The 16,345-nt window shown below is 58.1% G+C and carries 19 protein-coding genes; 10 read left to right on the top strand and 9 right to left on the bottom strand.

Annotated elements, in window-relative coordinates:
- Positions 1-5: 5 nt before the first annotated feature.
- Both purE and QP027_RS02265 read left to right on the top strand, forming a co-directional pair.
- On the top strand, positions 6-506 hold the full coding sequence (gene purE / locus QP027_RS02260; RefSeq protein WP_284825673.1) for a 5-(carboxyamino)imidazole ribonucleotide mutase: 501 nt from the start codon (positions 6-8) through the stop codon (positions 504-506).
- Positions 506-979, top strand: coding sequence for a YdcF family protein (locus QP027_RS02265; protein ID WP_284825674.1), 474 nt, complete (start codon positions 506-508; stop codon positions 977-979). The genes purE and QP027_RS02265 overlap by 1 nt, the downstream gene beginning before the upstream one ends.
- Here QP027_RS02265 and QP027_RS02270 read toward each other — a convergent pair.
- Complete coding sequence (locus tag QP027_RS02270; RefSeq protein ID WP_284825675.1) at positions 976-1,773, bottom strand: glucose 1-dehydrogenase; 798 nt, start codon at positions 1,771-1,773, stop codon at positions 976-978. The genes QP027_RS02265 and QP027_RS02270 overlap by 4 nt on opposite strands.
- A gap of 241 nt (positions 1,774-2,014) precedes the next feature.
- Between QP027_RS02270 and QP027_RS02275 the strand changes: the two genes are divergently transcribed.
- Entirely contained in the window at positions 2,015-2,611 is a 597-nt protein-coding gene (locus QP027_RS02275; RefSeq protein WP_284825676.1) for a hypothetical protein, read from the top strand.
- On the opposite strand, the gene QP027_RS02280 is transcribed toward QP027_RS02275, so the two are convergent.
- The 6 genes from QP027_RS02280 to QP027_RS02305 all read right to left on the bottom strand — a co-directional run bounded on the left by QP027_RS02280 (position 2,608) and on the right by QP027_RS02305 (position 8,351).
- Positions 2,608-2,805, bottom strand: coding sequence for a hypothetical protein (locus QP027_RS02280; protein ID WP_284825677.1), 198 nt, complete (start codon positions 2,803-2,805; stop codon positions 2,608-2,610). The genes QP027_RS02275 and QP027_RS02280 overlap by 4 nt on opposite strands.
- Positions 2,806-2,807: 2 nt before the next feature.
- Positions 2,808-3,629, bottom strand: coding sequence for a carbohydrate ABC transporter permease (locus QP027_RS02285; RefSeq protein ID WP_284825678.1), 822 nt, complete (start codon positions 3,627-3,629; stop codon positions 2,808-2,810).
- The gene (locus QP027_RS02290; protein WP_284825679.1) at positions 3,626-4,636 is read right to left on the bottom strand and encodes a carbohydrate ABC transporter permease; all 1,011 of its coding nucleotides are present in this window, start codon (positions 4,634-4,636) and stop codon (positions 3,626-3,628) included. The genes QP027_RS02285 and QP027_RS02290 overlap by 4 nt, the downstream gene beginning before the upstream one ends.
- Positions 4,637-4,702: 66 nt before the next feature.
- On the bottom strand, positions 4,703-5,956 hold the full coding sequence (locus QP027_RS02295) for an ABC transporter substrate-binding protein (protein ID WP_284825680.1): 1,254 nt from the start codon (positions 5,954-5,956) through the stop codon (positions 4,703-4,705).
- A 133-nt stretch (positions 5,957-6,089) separates the two neighbouring features.
- Complete coding sequence (locus tag QP027_RS02300) at positions 6,090-6,740, bottom strand: TIGR03089 family protein (RefSeq protein ID WP_284825681.1); 651 nt, start codon at positions 6,738-6,740, stop codon at positions 6,090-6,092.
- 42 nt (positions 6,741-6,782) lie between these two features.
- Positions 6,783-8,351: an LCP family protein gene (locus tag QP027_RS02305; protein ID WP_284825682.1), complete on the bottom strand. Its 1,569-nt coding sequence runs from the start codon at positions 8,349-8,351 to the stop codon at positions 6,783-6,785.
- A gap of 133 nt (positions 8,352-8,484) precedes the next feature.
- Here QP027_RS02305 and QP027_RS02310 point away from each other — a divergent pair, with 133 nt between their 5' ends.
- The 3 genes from QP027_RS02310 (at position 8,485) to QP027_RS02320 (ending at position 11,138) form a co-directional block, all read left to right on the top strand.
- On the top strand, positions 8,485-9,417 hold the full coding sequence (locus tag QP027_RS02310; RefSeq protein WP_284825683.1) for a glycosyltransferase family 2 protein: 933 nt from the start codon (positions 8,485-8,487) through the stop codon (positions 9,415-9,417).
- A gap of 47 nt (positions 9,418-9,464) precedes the next feature.
- Positions 9,465-10,544, top strand: coding sequence for a mannose-1-phosphate guanylyltransferase (gene manB / locus QP027_RS02315; RefSeq protein WP_284825684.1), 1,080 nt, complete (start codon positions 9,465-9,467; stop codon positions 10,542-10,544).
- Positions 10,545-10,847: 303 nt separating this feature from the next.
- Entirely contained in the window at positions 10,848-11,138 is a 291-nt protein-coding gene (locus QP027_RS02320) for a WhiB family transcriptional regulator (RefSeq protein ID WP_432418617.1), read from the top strand.
- 21 nt (positions 11,139-11,159) lie between these two features.
- Here the strand turns inward: QP027_RS02320 and QP027_RS02325 are convergent, their stop codons facing one another.
- Positions 11,160-11,630: a metallopeptidase family protein gene (locus tag QP027_RS02325; protein ID WP_284825685.1), complete on the bottom strand. Its 471-nt coding sequence runs from the start codon at positions 11,628-11,630 to the stop codon at positions 11,160-11,162.
- A 93-nt stretch (positions 11,631-11,723) separates the two neighbouring features.
- Here QP027_RS02325 and QP027_RS02330 point away from each other — a divergent pair, with 93 nt between their 5' ends.
- The 4 genes from QP027_RS02330 to manA all read left to right on the top strand — a co-directional run bounded on the left by QP027_RS02330 (position 11,724) and on the right by manA (position 15,802).
- Positions 11,724-12,170 (top strand): DUF3499 domain-containing protein, encoded by a 447-nt coding sequence (locus tag QP027_RS02330; protein WP_284825686.1) that lies wholly within the window; start codon positions 11,724-11,726, stop codon positions 12,168-12,170.
- A gap of 71 nt (positions 12,171-12,241) precedes the next feature.
- Positions 12,242-13,603 carry a phosphomannomutase/phosphoglucomutase gene (locus QP027_RS02335; RefSeq protein ID WP_284825688.1) on the top strand — a complete coding sequence of 454 codons (1,362 nt, stop codon included), beginning with the start codon at positions 12,242-12,244 and terminating at the stop codon, positions 13,601-13,603.
- A 20-nt stretch (positions 13,604-13,623) separates the two neighbouring features.
- On the top strand, positions 13,624-14,616 hold the full coding sequence (locus QP027_RS02340; RefSeq protein WP_284825689.1) for a hypothetical protein: 993 nt from the start codon (positions 13,624-13,626) through the stop codon (positions 14,614-14,616).
- Positions 14,617-14,632: 16 nt separating this feature from the next.
- A complete protein-coding gene (gene manA, locus QP027_RS02345; RefSeq protein ID WP_284825691.1) occupies positions 14,633-15,802 on the top strand; it encodes a mannose-6-phosphate isomerase, class I in 1,170 nt (389 codons plus the stop codon).
- On the opposite strand, the gene QP027_RS02350 is transcribed toward manA, so the two are convergent.
- Entirely contained in the window at positions 15,799-16,299 is a 501-nt protein-coding gene (locus QP027_RS02350) for a hypothetical protein (RefSeq protein WP_284825692.1), read from the bottom strand. The genes manA and QP027_RS02350 overlap by 4 nt on opposite strands.
- Between the last annotated feature and the right edge of the window lie 46 nt (positions 16,300-16,345).

Raw genomic sequence — 16,345 nt, forward strand, 5'->3', positions numbered from 1 at the left:
ATGACATGCAACCACTAGTAGGCCTCATCATGGGTTCGGATTCCGACTGGGACACTGTCGAACCTGCCGCAGAAGTTCTCGCTGAGTTCGGAATTCCTTTTGAAGTTGGTGTGCTTTCCGCGCACCGTACCCCAGAGCGCATGCTTGCTTACGCCAAGGGTGCACAGGAAAAGGGCCTGAAGGTCATCATCGCGTGTGCCGGCGGTGCAGCCCACCTGCCGGGCATGGTCGCTGCAGCAACTCCGCTGCCGGTGATCGGTGTCCCACGAGCACTCAAGGACCTCGACGGCATCGATTCGCTGCTGTCCATCGTGCAGATGCCGTCGGGCGTGCCGGTCGCTACCGTGTCGATTGGTGGAGCCAAGAACGCGGGCCTACTGGCAGTGCAGATTCTAGGCACCGGTAACGATGAATTGATGCAGCGCATGGCTGACTACCAGGCCAACATGGCCGCCGAAGTTGAGCGCAAGGATGAGGCTCTTAAGCAACGCCTTATGGGTCAGTAGTGGATCCAGTTCTAGTTCTCGGCGCGAAGGTCATCGACGGTCGGCCGCGCCCTTTGCTCGAAGAACGCTTGGCTAAGGCGATGGATGTTGTCGACTCGGCGGACATCATCGTCAGCGGGCGTGGTGAAGCAGAGGCGATGGCGCAGTGGCTGGTCGACAATGGTTTCCCTCGGGAGCGGATCGTCGTTGAGCCACGGGCGACATCGACAAACGAGAACCTAGAAAATGCTCGCGCGCTGGTGCCCGATGCCGAGCGGTTTATCGTAGTGACCAACAATTTCCACGTGCTACGGACGCGCGTGTGGGCATGGCACCTAGATATTCCCGTGCAGGTCATCGGCGCAGGAACGCCTAACGACGACCGTATTTACAACTACACCCGCGAGTTGGGGGCGTTACCGCACTCCATCTCACGGGTGGTGTGGCGCAGATTCAAGCGCTGGCTCAAAGAGCCAATGGATTGGACTGCTTAGTACATAGCGTGCTGGCCACCGTCGATAGGGATGACGGTGCCATTGATGAAGGACGCATCGTCGGAAAGCAAGAACGCGACGAGGGCACCCACTTCCTCAGGGCGACCAAATCGCTTGGTTGGGTTGACGGAGACGAACTGCTTGCCAACTTCTTCCCAGTTGTCGCCGCCCATCTGGCGCAGTGAGTTTTCCACCATTGCGGTCATGATGGCACCGGGTGCGATGGCGTTGATCGAAATGTTCTTCTCGCCGTACTCGCGAGCGGAGTTACGGGTCAGACCGATGACGCCGTGCTTGGACGCAGCGTAGCCGGACTGGTTGCCTACGCCACGGATGCCACCGACGGACGCAGCGTTGACAATCTGGCCGCCACCCTGCTCAACCATGTGCGCGAGAACTTCAGCCATGCCGTAGAACACGCCGTTGAGGTTGACTCCGATAACGCGGTCGAATTCCTCGGAGCCAAATTCGTGGGTGAGGTTCTGCTTGCCCTCGATGCCAGCGTTGTTGAAGAAGCCGTCGATTCGGCCAAAGAGCTCGATTGCCTTGGCAACGTACGCCTTGACCTCGTCTTCGTTAGCGCAGTTAGCCGCGAAGATCTCTACCTTGATGTTTGGGTAGTCAGCCTCAAGCTGCGCCTTCGCTGCCTCGAGAGCTTCGTTGTTGAGGTCGACGAGGAAGACGTTCCCGCCTTCCTGAGCGATGCGCTCTGCGACTGCAAGGCCAAGGCCAGACGCGCCACCGGTGATTACTACGGACTTTCCTGCAAAACGTTGGGTTAGATCAACAGACATGAGCATTCCTTTCGGTAGGGAAGGGGTCGCCACCGAGGATACTGAAAACTACTTGCACGTGTGGAGACGTCTAGTTTTCTTCGTGCCATCGCAGCCTTAGAGTTCTCAATCACAATTTCTTGTTTGTATGTAGAATGCACAGTTCCTAATTGAATAGACAACTTCCTTAAGGCTGGGTAAGTTATGCCCCAAGGCAATAGGCTTTCGAGATTTAAGAGTTGGGACGCAAGAAGGGGACAAAATGGAACTCGGCACTTTGGGGGAATGGGCGGGGGCAGTAGCTTCGGCCGTTGGGGTGTTGATCTCAATCGTGGCATTTAAGAGATCAAAGAGTGCAGAAGATGCCGCTGAACGGGCGAACATGCAAACTGCAGCGCTTGAGAAGCAGCGAGATGAACGTGAAGAGGAATGGAGGGAAGAGCTTCGAAGAAAAGAGGAAGAGTCCGAACTCAAACGTGTGGCCGGTAGCGTCCATGCATATTGGGCGACAAGGAAAAACGGGGATTCGAGTGTTTGGGGAGTCGTTGTTGCAAATACAGATACCTATGCCGTTGCATTCCATAATGTGAAAATTAACGCGAGGTCTCGAGTCGAGAAGGATTCCATTGAATTGGAGCTACTGCCACCTGGCAAGTTTTTCATCGAAAGTCTTGCGGGCAAATCACAATCTGTCGAAAACAAAGATTGGGGCTTTGCAGCATCAGTTGAATCTGGTCAACAGTATGAGCCAGTTCTAAATGCAAAGCTGTTTTCCATCGAACGGATCGAGTTTCAAGATCGATTGAATGTCAGTTGGTGCTGGACACCAGAACAAGGGGTGCACCGCCTCAGCGTCTAGTTTTCTTCGCGCCATTGCAGCCAACGCCGGACCAAGAGCCAGGTGGCAAGAAGCAACACGCCAGCCAGCACTCCGGGCCAGATTAGAGGATCTGGCCGCAGCACATTAATCACCGCCTGAACCAGCGAGATCAGCGCGAAGAAGCCGACAAACCCGATGATGGTCTGCCACACGAGGTCTTTGCGTTCGCGCACGGTTAACCTTTCACACCACCGGCAGTCAGGCCGGAGACGATGCGGCGCTGGAATACTAGCACCATGATGACCAGCGGCACGGTGACCAGGGAACCCGCAGCCATGATCGCGGCGTATGGATACTCGAACGCCGACGGTCCGGAGAACCTTGCAATCGCCACGGTAACAGGTTCGGTTGCGGTCGTGGAGAGCTGGCGCGAGAGCATGAACTCGTTCCAGGTGGTGATAAAGGCGATGATCGCTGTGGTAAAGATCGCAGGCGTGGCCAATGGCAGCAGCACCAGTCGGAACGCCTGACCGCGGGTGGCGCCGTCGACGCGGGCGGCTTCTTCAAGCTCCCACGGCAGCTGCTGGAAGAAAGAGATCAGGGTGTAGATCGTCAACGGTAGCGCGAACGAGATGTTGGGGATGATCATCGCGCGGTAGGTGCCGATCCAGCCGAGATCGCCAAACAGCTGGAACAGCGGAGTGACCAGCGCGATACCGGGGAACATGGATGCCGCCAGAATGATGCCGGTGACGATACCCTTGCCAGGAAAATCAAGCCTCGCCAGAGCGTACGCGGTGAAAACGCCGACGATGACGGCGAGTGCGGTCGTCGAAAAGCTAATGATCAGCGAATTACCAATCGCGCCCAGGAAATCATTGCCCTTGTCTGTGGCCAGCGCGTCGCGGAAGTTATCCAGCGTGAGGTACGTCGGCCACGGTGTCGTGTCGAAGGTGTGCGCCTTGTCGCGGAACGCGGTAACCAGCATCCAATAAAACGGGGCGAGGCCCCAGAACATGATGAAAAGTATGCCTAGGTAGTGAGTGACTTTCTTCATTGTGCTGCCTCCACTTCTGCTTTACGACGACGCCTCGGTTGCTTTTTCGCTGTGCCTCCACCGACGTCGGCGCCGAGGAACCTGATCATCACAAAGGCGACAAAGAAGATGAGCAAGAAGATCAACGTTGACAACGCTGAGGCAGAGTTAAAGTTGTTCTGCCGCATGTCTTCGACGACTAGTTGCGAAATCGTGGCGGTAGGGGAGTTCGAGGAGGCTGAAATCATGATGACTGGCAGGTCGTACATGCGCAGCGCATCGAGGGTGCGGAACAGAATCGCAACCATGAGTGCGGGGCGCACCAACGGCAACGTGATCAGCCAAAACTGTTGCCAGCGGGAGGCGCCGTCGACGCGGGCGGCCTCGTAAACATCGCCCGGAATCATCTGCAGGCCGGCGAGGATGAGCAGCGCCATGAATGGAGTTGTTTTCCACACGTCGGCGATGATGACGGCGGTGCGTGCGGCCCAGGGATCGGTTGTCCATGCGATGGAATGGCCCAGCAGCGAGTTGACCACGCCTTGTGGTGCGAACATGAATTGCCAGAGCTTCGCGGTCACTGCGGTGGGGATCGCCCACGGGATCAACACCGCGGCGCGGACGAAACCGCGACCTTTGTAGTTGCCGTTCATGATCAGCGCCATGATCATGCCCAAAACGATTTCCAATGCCACGGTTGTGACGGTGAAGAACAAGGTGATGCGCACAGCGGGCCAGAAGTCGGTGGCCAGTGTTCCGGGAGGACACGCGCCTACTTCGCCGGTGCCGGTCATGCAGCGATTAGTGATCCAGTAGAGGTAATTGTCCAAGCCTGCGAACCCGCCGTCGACGAAGATGCCGGTAGAAGGGTCGAGATGCTTGTCTTGCTGGAATGACAGATAGATGGCGCGAACGATCGGGTAGCCGATCACGATCGCGAGCACGATGAGAGCTGGGGTGACAAGGAGGGATGCTTGCTTCGCGTCGGGGAAGCGTTGCTTCTTGGGTGTCGCGGTGGCTGTGGCCATGGAAAACCTCCTAGTGGACAAAGCCCGCACTGTCGGAAACGTCAGTGCGGGCTGAAATCTGAATGACTAGTTGGAGGCTTGCTCGATTGCAGCCTTCATGTCTGCGGTCGCATCGTCAACGGACTTGCCGTCGGTGAGTGCTGCGTACGCGTTGTCCTGAACTGCCTTGGAGATCGCCGGGTAGAACGGGGACACCGGACGTGGTGCCGCATTTTCCAGGGATTCCTTCAGGGCTGGCAGGTAAGGGTACTTTTCGATCAGTGCTTCATCATCGTAGATGGATGCGAGGACTGGTGGGAAGGAAGCATCAGCGAAGGACGTCTGGTTCTCTTCGTTGATGATGAACTCGATGAAGTCGCGCGCAGTGGCCTTTTTCTCGGAGTTGATGTTGATGCCGTTGTTGTAGCCACCCAGGGTGGACACGCCGACACCGTCTTTGGCAACGAGTGGCTGCACCTCTACGTTGATGCCAGCGTCGACAGCATTGGTGTACATGTAAGGCCAGTTGATCGCGTATGCGGTGTTGCCCTCAGTGAACGCGAGGTTGGTCTCTTCCTCGGTGGCTGCGGTGGAGCCGGAAGCGATGGTGCCGTCCTCGTAGGCATCGACAAGCGCCTGAAGGCCTTCTTTTGCCTCGTCGGAGTCCACGGTAGGTGCGCCCTGGTCGTCGATGACGGAGCCACCCCAACCTTCGATGAAGCCGACGGTGTTCACAGTCAGTCCCTCGTACTGCTTGAGCTGAGTGGTCAGGCAGTCGCCTTCAACCTCCTCGCACGATGCCTTAAGCTCGTCGAAGGTAGTTGGCGCTTCTGCGACCTTGTCTGCGTCGCGGAAGAGCAGCTGGCCGTTGGTGTTCTGGGGAAGAGCGTAAAGGGTGTCGTTGTAGGTTGCGGACTCCACGGTGGCTTCCAGAAGCTCAGAGGTATCTACCTCCAAGTCGCCTTCGAGTGGTGCGAGCCACTGGTTCGCTGCGAAGTCGGCGGTCCAGATGACATCGAGAGCCATGACATCGTAATCGGAGTTGCCTGCCTGCAGGGATTGCACGAGGGTTTCGCGCTGTGCGTCAGCTTCGCCCGCGAGCTCGCTGAGGGTGACTTCTTCGTCTGGGTGCTCTTCGTTCCACTTGTCGATGATTGGGATGAGCTTGTCGGTGTCGTTCTTGCCCATCGCGAAAGTGATCGGGCCGCGGCCGTCAGCGTTGTCTACTGCTGGTGCGTCGGCGGAACCCTCGTCGGTGCTGGAGCAGGCGGTCAGTGCAGTTGCTGCGAGGAAAGTAGCAGCAAGAGTCGCGCCTGCTTTACGAGTCAAGGAAAAGTTCATGTTTGTGTCACCTTTCGGAAATGTATTTCCTTTGAACTTAGTGACTGTATTCACTACAGCGCAGGCAATTAACCCAGCTCACCCCTGCGCGGGGGTGAGCTGTTTGAAATCCCACACATGTGGACATTGGGATTTAGGATTCCAGACGCGCTGTCACCTTTTCGATCGTGGCAATCTCATCAAGTCGCTGCGTCGATGCCATGCCAGTAACAATCACCACGGAACCTCCCGCAGCGAGTGGCGCGAGAATGCGGTTGCGAAAGTCGTCGTCAGTGGACCACCCGGTAGTCAGGTATCGCTTATCGACGACACCGTCTACCCGGAACTGTGCCAATTCAGGGGACGCGCCGAAATATTGGTCGCCATAGAACCGCACTGTTGGGCCGAAATCGATTGCGCCGAGGGGGAGCGTGCCACCCGATTCGACCACGCCACGACCAAATGGATCGTTGGATACCACGACAACGTCATCTGCATCGGGCCAGCGCTCGTAGCCTTCGAGGTCGGTGAAGACGAGTTCGGCGTCGCCTTGGAAAAGGGGAGTGAGCTCCGCAGCGATGATGCCGAGGGGGATTACCGCGGCCTGCCACGAAGCGGGAAGATCAATGCGGATTGCTGAATCGGGATCGGAGTCGAACTCTTGCGTCATCATGTTCGCGATCTTGTTTGCCCAGTTGTCCAAGGTGACACCGGAAAATTCCATCCGAGAACCAGTTGATTCGTCGTAAACAGTCAGACGTGGAGACGCGGGATCGTGCTTTAGCAAGGGTTCAAGCATGCTCATGGCACCCATCGTAAGGAAAACCGAGTGGAGATGTCTCGCGGACTAGTTGACGCAGCGCGGGCCGTCGCCACCGGCATCGATTTCGGGGGCGACTTCGGCCTCGCCGAAGTCAGCACCTGGAGTACCAACCGGTTCTTCGGGAGTATCGATTTCATCGCTGACGTTGGATTTTGGTCCCGCGTACTCGTCGGCAGTAACGACGATCAACGTGGCGGAATCGAGGCCTTCGTTAGCGGTTACTTCGAGCCCGCCGAGCATCTCGGCAAGCTTCAACGCTGCCGGATCATTGGGGTCGGCCGCCACTACTTGGGATGAGGAGTACACGCCCTCGATGGCGTTGGTCACCTCGGCGACTGCCAGTCCGTTTTCCTCGAGATAAGCTCCGACGCCTCCTGCTTGGCCCGAGATCTGGCCCGCGTTGAGTACGTGAACCGAGTATCCCTCGAAGGTGTTGTCCTCTTCTTCAGCCGGTTTTTCTTCAGTCGGCGTTGGGTCTGGCTTTGGTGGATTGAGAAGTTCGTCCATAAACGTGTGCACTTCTTTTGAGTCGACTGTGACGATGGATTCGCCGAAGTCGCCGGTGCCGTCGATGGACGTGACGGGGATCGTCGTAAAAGTGACGTTTCCGCCTGCCAGGTTCGCCAGCTGTGAAGCAAAAGCGAGGATGTCCCAATTTTGATCGATAGTCACCGAGCGCTGCACGGCGTTGCCCAAATCGCTAAGCTTCGCTGGGTTGGTGAGAGTGCCAGCGCTGAGGACTTTTTGCACGAGGGAGGCCATAAATGCCTGCTGGCGCACAATGCGGTCGAGGTCGCCGCGGGGCAGGCCGTGGCGCTGTCGGACGAAGGCTAAGGCTTGCGTGCCGTCGAGCGTGGATACTCCAGCAGGGAAGTGGGCGCCGGAGAACTCGTCGTCAACGTCCTCGTTGAGACAGACGTCGACGCCACCGATGGCGTCGGTAAGGAGAACGAATCCGAGCAGGCCCACCTCGGCGTAGTGGTCTACCTCGATACCCGTGAGGTCTGCTACCGCGCTAATCAAACCCTGCTGGCCAGCGGTTGCAACTTTCTCCTCGAGTTTGCGGTTCTCCTCGGCGCCGTCCTCGAGGAGCTCCGCGCGCCTGTCCGCGGCGTAGTTGGCGTAGACGCTGTTGATCTTGAGGTTGCCGTAATCGTCGTCGTGAACATAGGTATCACGTGGAATCGACACGGCTGTGGCGCGGGAGCCGTCATTGGGCACGCGGATGACCATCAAGGTGTCGGTATTGAGTTCGCCGTCGGACACTCCCGCGTTGAGCCGGGCGAGTTCTTCGTCGGAAAGCGGGTTGCCCTGGGCATCGGTACGCGAATCGGAGCCAACAAGCAAGATGTCGATCGCACCATCAGGGGCGTTGCCCTTGACCCCTGAGCCACCGCCAAGTGATAGCTCGGAAGCGGAGATCTGATTGCCTAGGCGTCCGACTGTGCCATAGCCGATAGCGGATATAGCCAAAATCACAACGGCGAGGAAAGTCAGCAAAGTTTTGGTCGCAGTATTGCCCGACTGCGTGATGTCACGACGTTGCGACGGAGCAGCTTGGATATCGCGCGCGTAGCGATAAGACCTGCTCACAAACGTCACGCACCTTTCTCGAATCTAACTCCGCGGGGGCGGAGAGGGCCGTCAAGGAATTATACGACACACTCCATCGAAATGAGGATCTGCAATCGTGAGTTCATCAGGTTCTGGGTATGCTTAGAACATTGTGTGTAAAAACGACAATCCCAACCAGCAGGGCGGCGGGCCAGCAGCGCCACTAGCCATAGTTACCGTGACGTATTCGCCCGGACGTCACCTAGGAGCATTCTTAGAATCCCTGCCCCAGGCGACGCATCGCAACGTTGTCACCATCATGGCGGACAACGGCTCGACCGACGGCGTGCCCGAAGCAGCTGCACGGGACAATTCCACGGTCGTATTTCTGCCGACAGGCGGCAACATCGGCTACGGGGGAGCGATTAATGCCGCGGCTAATTACCTGCGTCCGCAGCGGGAAGCGGGGGAGATCGACTCGAACTTCTTCTTGATCTCAAACCCCGATGTCGAATTCCTCCCAGGCTCAATTGACCGTTTGCTGGATTGCATCGAGTCCGAGCCTCGGGCGGGCGCGGTAGGGCCGCGCATTGAAGAGGCAGATGGGTCCGCGTATCCGTCTGCCCGCGCAGTGCCCAATGTGGTGACGGGTATCGGTCACGCACTTTTGTCCGGAGTGTGGCCGGGCAATCCATTTACTAAGGCGTACAAAGACGACGCCGATATGGATAACAAACGCGTGGCGGGCTGGCTGTCCGGTGCCTGCCTGTTGGTGAGGTGGGAAGCCTTCGAAGAGGTTGGTGGTTTCGACGAGCGTTACTTCATGTATATGGAGGACGTAGACTTCGGCGATCGGCTGACGCGCGCCGGGTGGCAGAGTATTTTCTGCCCGGAAGCACGAATAATGCATGACCAAGGTCACTCAGCTAACAAGCACAGTAGGGTGACGGTCCCTGCGCACCACGACTCTGCGTATCGTTTCCAAGCGGATCGCCACCCGTACATGTGGCAGGCTCCGCTCCGGGCGGTGTTGTGGCTGGGGCTCAAGGCACGCGGATATGCGCAGACATTGTGGGCGAGTCGCACGGCTCGTCGCAAAGCATGAGATACGAATCAATCAGAAATCAACTTAAGTAAAAGAGGTAAGAACCGATGGCACAGCCTTCTACCACCGATGCAGTGATCCTGGTGGGTGGCCGCGGCACACGACTGCGCCCCTTGACCGTGAATACTCCCAAGCCGATGCTTCCTACGGCTGGGTTCCCGTTTCTGTCGCACCTACTTGCGCGCATCAAGGAAGCGGGGATGGAACACGTCATCTTGAGTACATCGTTTAAAGCCGAGGTGTTTGAGGAATATTTTGGCAACGGTGAAGAGTTCGGCCTTGAAATCGAATATGTCGTGGAGGAAGAAGCGCTAGGCACCGGTGGCGGTATTCGCAACGTCTATGACCACTTGCGCTATGACACTGCAATGGTGTTCAACGGCGACGTGCTTTCAGGAGCAAACCTCGGAGAGATCCTGGAAACGCACACTTCCCACGACGCGGATGTGACCCTCCACTTGGTGCGCGTGCCGGATCCTCGCGCGTTTGGATCGGTGCCAACGGATAGCGATGGAAATGTCTTGGCGTTTTTGGAAAAGACTGAAGATCCGCCGACCGACCAGATTAACGCCGGCTGCTACGTGTTCAAGAAAGAAATCATCGAACAAATTCCGGCCGACAGCGTTGTTTCTGTCGAGCGCACGACGTTCCCGAAGCTGTTGGCCAATAGCGCGAAGGTTGTCGGCCATGTGGATACGGCCTACTGGAGAGATATGGGGCGCCCCGACGATTTTGTGCAGGGCTCCTCGGACCTTGTGCGTGGCATCGCGTATTCACCTCTACTTAAGGGTAAGACCGGCGAGAGCTTTGTCGACGAAAGCGCGGGCGTCGCCGGCGGAGTCATTTTGGTCGGCGGCACTGCGGTGGGGCGTGGCGCTGAGATTGGCGCTGGGTCGCGTGTCGACGACTCCGTGATCTTTGATGGCGTCACGATCGAACCAGGCGCAGTGGTGAAAAACTCCATTATCGCTGCTGGGGCCACTATTGGGGCGAACGCCCGCATTACGGACTGCGTAATCGGTGAGGGGGCTTCGATTGGTGCCCGGTGCGAGCTGATGGGTGGCATGCGTGTGTGGCCGGGAGTTGTCATTCCAGATTCTGGAGTGCGCTTTTCGCCGGATGCCTAGCCGACACGCCGGTTGACGAGGGAACTAGTTGCCGGAGAGGCGAGTGGCACTAGATGTAGTACCCCCAAGGTCTCCCCCTGGTCCTGGTTGGATGTTGCGGGTGTGACTCGTGTGGCGATTCACCTGGTAAGAACCTTAGAGCCTGGCGGTTTTCACACTTTGAGGTTGACGCTATTTAGAGACAACGTGTGTAATCACAATTGTGTAATAAGTAATCCATCGCCCGTGGAGAAGGTGGGTACGGTGGGTTATGAAATTGAGACCGAAAGACCGACCAACGGAGAGGGGCAGGGCGTGGAAGACATGGCTGACAACGCAATCCTCCGTGGGGGAGCTGCAGGTGAACTGACTTTGGAAGAACTGTTCACCGCGATGGAGCAAGAATGGCAGGACCAGGCGCTGTGTGCGCAAACTGATCCTGAAGCTTTCTTTCCAGAAAAAGGTGGCTCAACCCGCGAAGCGAAACGAATTTGCCAAGCCTGTGGTGTTCGTGATGAGTGCCTCGAATATGCACTGGAGCACGACGAGCGATTTGGAATTTGGGGTGGCCTTTCAGATCGTGAACGCCGCCGCCTGAAGAAGCAGATTGGCTAAAAGTAAATAATCGATGAATTGCTACTGAAACCTCGGGTCGATATCGGCCGGGTCGATGTTAAGGTAATTCGCCACTAGTGCGGTCAGTATCCACGTGAGGAGTTCTGATCGTTCTTGCGCATTGGACGTCCGCTGCTCAATTGGCATGCGGAAGATGACAATGCGCGCACGGGTCGGGCGACCTTGGGGGTCAACGCCTGCCTGAAGAACGCGCCCGAGGGGGACCGGGCCGTCAGCGACAATGTCGTCGGGAAGAATTGCGATGTCAGTGCGAAGGCGCATGCGTGGCACCGTGTCAACGGCTAGATCCACGCCGACCAATTGATCGAAGTAGGCGTTCTGTAGTGGGGCATATGCTTCGAGAACCGCCTGGTCAAAGCTCATGGAGCGCGATCGGTACCGTGGCACTCCCACCGGGAGAAGGGGGCCGCGTGCGCCGCGCCCGCGTCGGTCGCGAGCGGGTCGAAGATGGAGCGGATCTGCGACGTTCATGGTTATGATCCTAGGGGGAGAAATCCGTTAATAGGGGTGGCCACGCCGCCGGGGACTGTTCAAATCTAAAGTTGGGGTTTAGACTTGGTGACCGTGAGTAAATTCCGTCGTTGCTGCCGTACCGGCTGCGGCAAACCAGCCGTAGCCACATTGACCTACGCCTATGCGGAATCAACAGCTGTTGTTGGTCCGCTAGCGCCAGTCGCCGAGCCACATTCGTGGGATCTGTGCGAACACCATGCTGGCCGTATCACCGCACCACTGGGCTGGGAAATGCTGCGCGTCAACCACATCGACATCGATGAGGATGACGAGGACATCACTGCCCTGGCTGAGGCCGTGCGCGAGGCCGGTCGGGTGACCACTGGGCTTGTCGACCCGGGGGAGGACCCAATCGAGTACGAGGCGACCCACGACTACACCGACCCAAACACCTCGAATCACCCCATCCATCGCACTCGACGCGTTGAAGAATACAAGCACGCTCGCCGCGCACACCTTCGCGTAGTGCCCGATGCAGAGCCGGATGGGGAAGACTAGAGTCCGCCAATCCTTGCACTCCGGGTATGCTGAGTGTTTTATAACACCAACCTTTAGTGCAAGGATTTTTCATGCGTACCCGTGAGGAAGTAACCAAGGTTATCAAGGCCTACGACGTTCGAGGCGTCGTCGGCGAGAGCATCGACGAGGCATTCGTTCGCGATACCGGTGCTGCCTTTGCCCACATTTTGCGTGGTGAAGGTGAAAGCACCATCGCGGTCGGTTATGACATGCGTCCCTCGTCGCCAGCGTTGGCGGACGCTTTCGCTGAGGGCGTCACCTCACAGGGTCTCAATGTGATTCATCTCGGCCTCACCTCTACCGATGAGCTCTACTTCGCGGCAGGCAGCCTGAAGTGCGCCGGCGCTATGTTCACAGCCTCGCACAACCCGGCTCAGTACAACGGCATCAAGCTCTGCCGCAGCGGTGCTACTCCGGTTAGCCAGGATTCCGGGTTGTCCGAGATCACTGACATGCTTGTCGACGAGGTCCCGGCCTATGAGGGTGCACCGGGCGTCGTCGACAAGCGTGATGTGCTCAACGCCTATTCGGAATTCTTGCGTACCTTGGTTCCGGTTAACACGGAGCGCAATTTGGTCGTCGCGGTGGACGCTGCCAATGGTATGGCTGGTCTGACGGTCCCGGCAGTGCTAGGCGATATGGACATCCGTCCGTTGTTCTTTGAACTCGACGGCACCTTCCCAAATCATGAGGCGAACCCGCTTGATCCGAAGAACCTTGTTGACTTGCAGCACTTCGTCGTGCAGGAAGGGGCCGACATTGGCCTAGCATTCGATGGCGACGCAGATCGCTGTTTCGTGATCGACGAAAAGGGTGAGCCGGTGTCGCCTTCGGCCATCACGGCGCTGGTCGCGCAGCGCTACTTAGAAAAGAACCCGGGCGGAACGATCATCCACAACCTGATTACCTCCCGTGCGGTGCCAGAGATCATTGAAGAATCCGGTGGTGTGCCTGTCCGCACTCGCGTCGGGCACAGCTATATCAAGGCGGAGATGGCGCGACACAAGGCGCTGTTTGGTGGGGAGCATTCGGCACACTACTACTTCGCCGAATTCTTCAACGCGGACTCCGGTCTGATGGCTGCGCTGCACGTGCTTGCGGCTCTGGCAGAATTCGATGGCCCGTTGTCGGAGATGATGGCCAAGTATGAACGCTACATCGCTTCCGGTGAGCTCAATTCCACTGTCGACGACCAGGTGGCCGCCACCCAGAGGGTGCTCGATGCGTTTGAAGACCGCATCGACCAAGTAGACCGGCTGGACGGTGTGACTGTGACCTTGCAGGGCACCAAGGCGTGGTTCAACGTACGCGCGTCGAACACCGAACCGTTGCTGCGTTTGAACGTCGAGGCGGAAACCCGTGACCAGGTTGATACGCTATCAGCAGAAATTCTCAACATTATTCGCACCTAAAAGCCCTATTCTTAGTCTCTATGGAAAGCCAGGAGTACTTTGAAGGCGCCGGACACTACGATGTCGAAACCGTACGATTTTTCGACGTCGCCCATGAAGGTGCCCAATTGCGCGCAATTGCCGGCGCGTGTGAGCAACTCGCCGATCTTTATGGGATGCAGCCGCGAAGCGTCGTGATCGTTGCGACGGATCAAATTGCCAAGGCGACTGCGCGCTTCGTCGTCCAGCAACGCAGCCCGCTGCGCCTGCCAGTTGTGATTGCCGATGTGATGCCGGCCTACATCGGCGCACTGGATGTCGTGCTTTTTGTAGGCGACGTGGCCGATGATGAGACGTTGTCGCGCTCGCTGATCACGGCAGGCCACCGTGGCGCCACAGTGATTCTTGCGGGCCCGGCACGAGGGCCAATCTTGGAGGACGCGCCCAGCGACGCAGTCGTCCTTCCTGCGCTTCCTACGGTTGCCGGTGCCTCCCCGGTGAGAGGGATCGCCGCTGTTGGGGCAGTGCTCGACTGCCTCGACGAGGACGCAGCCATCGTGTCCCAACGATTCTCCGACTTAGCAGATGCCGTAGACGAAGAGATCCAGCAGCTTTCCCCAGAACGCGACGAGACTGTGAACCCCGCGCGGCAGCTTCGCGGATACGCTCAAGGCGCGCGAATTGTGCACTCGGGTTTCCGCCGAACAGGCATGGGGGTAGCGGAATTGATCGCTTCCGTGTGGTCTGCACGAGGACTCGCTTCAAGCTACGTTTCCCCAGCTGAGCTACCCCAAGCGTTGGAGCAGACAGGGGCCCAGAATGACATATTCTACGACCCAATCCTTGACGGCCCGAACGAACTGGTACCGTTGAAAGCCGTTATCTGGGCCGAAGAAGAGGCCCCGCTGTCGCATGCCCGCGTTGAGAACTGTGCCCCTTCGGGGCTCGGCGATGCAGCGACAGCCCTTCGCTTAGCGGTGAGAGGTCTTGCAGCCACTGCACTGCAAGACCAACCCGCATCCGATGGAGTCTAAGGAGCCCCGCACGATCATGGAACTACTAACCGGATCTTTAAGAAACTATCCTTGGGGTTCTCGAACCATGCTCGCAGACCTGTGTGGCAAGCCGTCCCCAGCCTCGACCGCGGAGGCGGAGCTCTGGTACGGCGCTCACCCGGGAGGCCCTTCGCTTATCGACGATCGCCCGTTGGACCAGATCATCGCGAAGGACCCCGAGGGCCAGCTTGGCCCACGGGTTCGTGCCAAATTTGGCGACAAGTTGCCTTACCTGGTGAAACTTCTGGCCGCTGCCGAGCCCCTGAGCATTCAGGCGCACCCATCGCTAGAACAGGCGCGGGAAGGGTTCGCTCGTGAGAACGAAGTGGGGATTCCTCTGCACGATGGAAATCGCAACTACAAGGATGACAACCACAAGCCTGAGCTGATTGTTGCACTGACCGAATTCCGTGCGTTGGCTGGTTTTCGTCCGCTCGCCCAGACGAAAGAGCTTTTCGCAGCGCTCAACTGTTCGGCCCTCGACCGCTACCTGACGATGATCGACCCAGCCCACGAAGATGCGAGCTTGCGCGCGTTATTTACCACGTGGATCACAATTCCGCGTGCCGCGCGCACCACGCTTATCGACGCTGTCGCTCAAAGCTGCGCACCACTGCGCGACCGCGATGACTGGATCGGCGACATGGCACGATGCTTCCTACAGCTCACAGAACAGTATCCAGACGATGTCGGCTCCTTGGCAGCCCTGCTGCTGAACCACGTTGTGCTCCAGCCCGGCGAGGCGATTCACCTTCGCGCTGGTCAGCTCCACGCGTACTTGCATGGGCTTGGCGTCGAGGTGATGGCGAGTTCGGACAACGTACTGCGAGGTGGGCTCACCAGCAAGTACGTTGACGTTCCGGAATTGGTGCGCGTGCTGGACTTCACAGCGCTTGCCCACCCGATGGTCGATACCGAATCAACCGACGGGGAAGTGGCGTACCCAGTGACCGTGGATGACTTCATCGTGAGCAGCCATGACCTCAGCGAACACGACCTCGTCGTCGATAGTGATGGCCCTGCTATCGTGTTGTGTACTGCGGGCGAAGCTCGTTGCGATCACCGCACGCTCACCCCCGGCGCAGCTGTGTGGGTCCCCGCAAGCGACGGCGCCCATACGTTTACGGGACAGCCAGGAACTCAGGTTTTCTACGCCCGCGTTTAGCGGAAGAAATTGCGGAAGTGGTCCCACCAGCTCGTCGCTGGTGGCTCTTGTGAGCCAGGCTCGGGGCCTTCCTGCTGCAGCGTTGTGGTTGGTGTTGCTTCCAGTGTTTCAGCAGGCTGTGTCTCCGCCGGGGGCGTCGTTGCGACCGGTGGCGCTGCGGTTTCAAGCTCTGTTGTTGGTTGCTCTGTCGGAACTGCAGTTTCCAACGGTGCTTCATCTGCAGTCACCGCGCCGGTTGGCTCTGCAGGGGTTGTCGGGGTCGTTTCCGCGGTTGGTGCTGCTTCCGTTGGCGTCGCAGGGGCATTCATCGCGGTGTCAGCAGGTTCTTCTGGTGGAGCAACTTCGGTGGTTTCAGGAATCTCTGGCTCCGCTGATGCTGATTCTGTCTCAGTGGTTTCTGGCTCCGACCCCGAAAGAGGAACGATGTTAGACGGGCGATAGACAACGGTCGGGCTGGGCTGCCCGTTGGGAGCTGCGATTACCGCGTTGGGCGGCAAATATGGGTCGCTTTCCGGAAGCTCTCCGTGGCCTTCCTGTGGTGCT

Origin of the sequence: Corynebacterium breve (genome assembly GCF_030252165.1) — a bacterium.
Lineage (GTDB): Bacteria > Actinomycetota > Actinomycetes > Mycobacteriales > Mycobacteriaceae > Corynebacterium > Corynebacterium breve.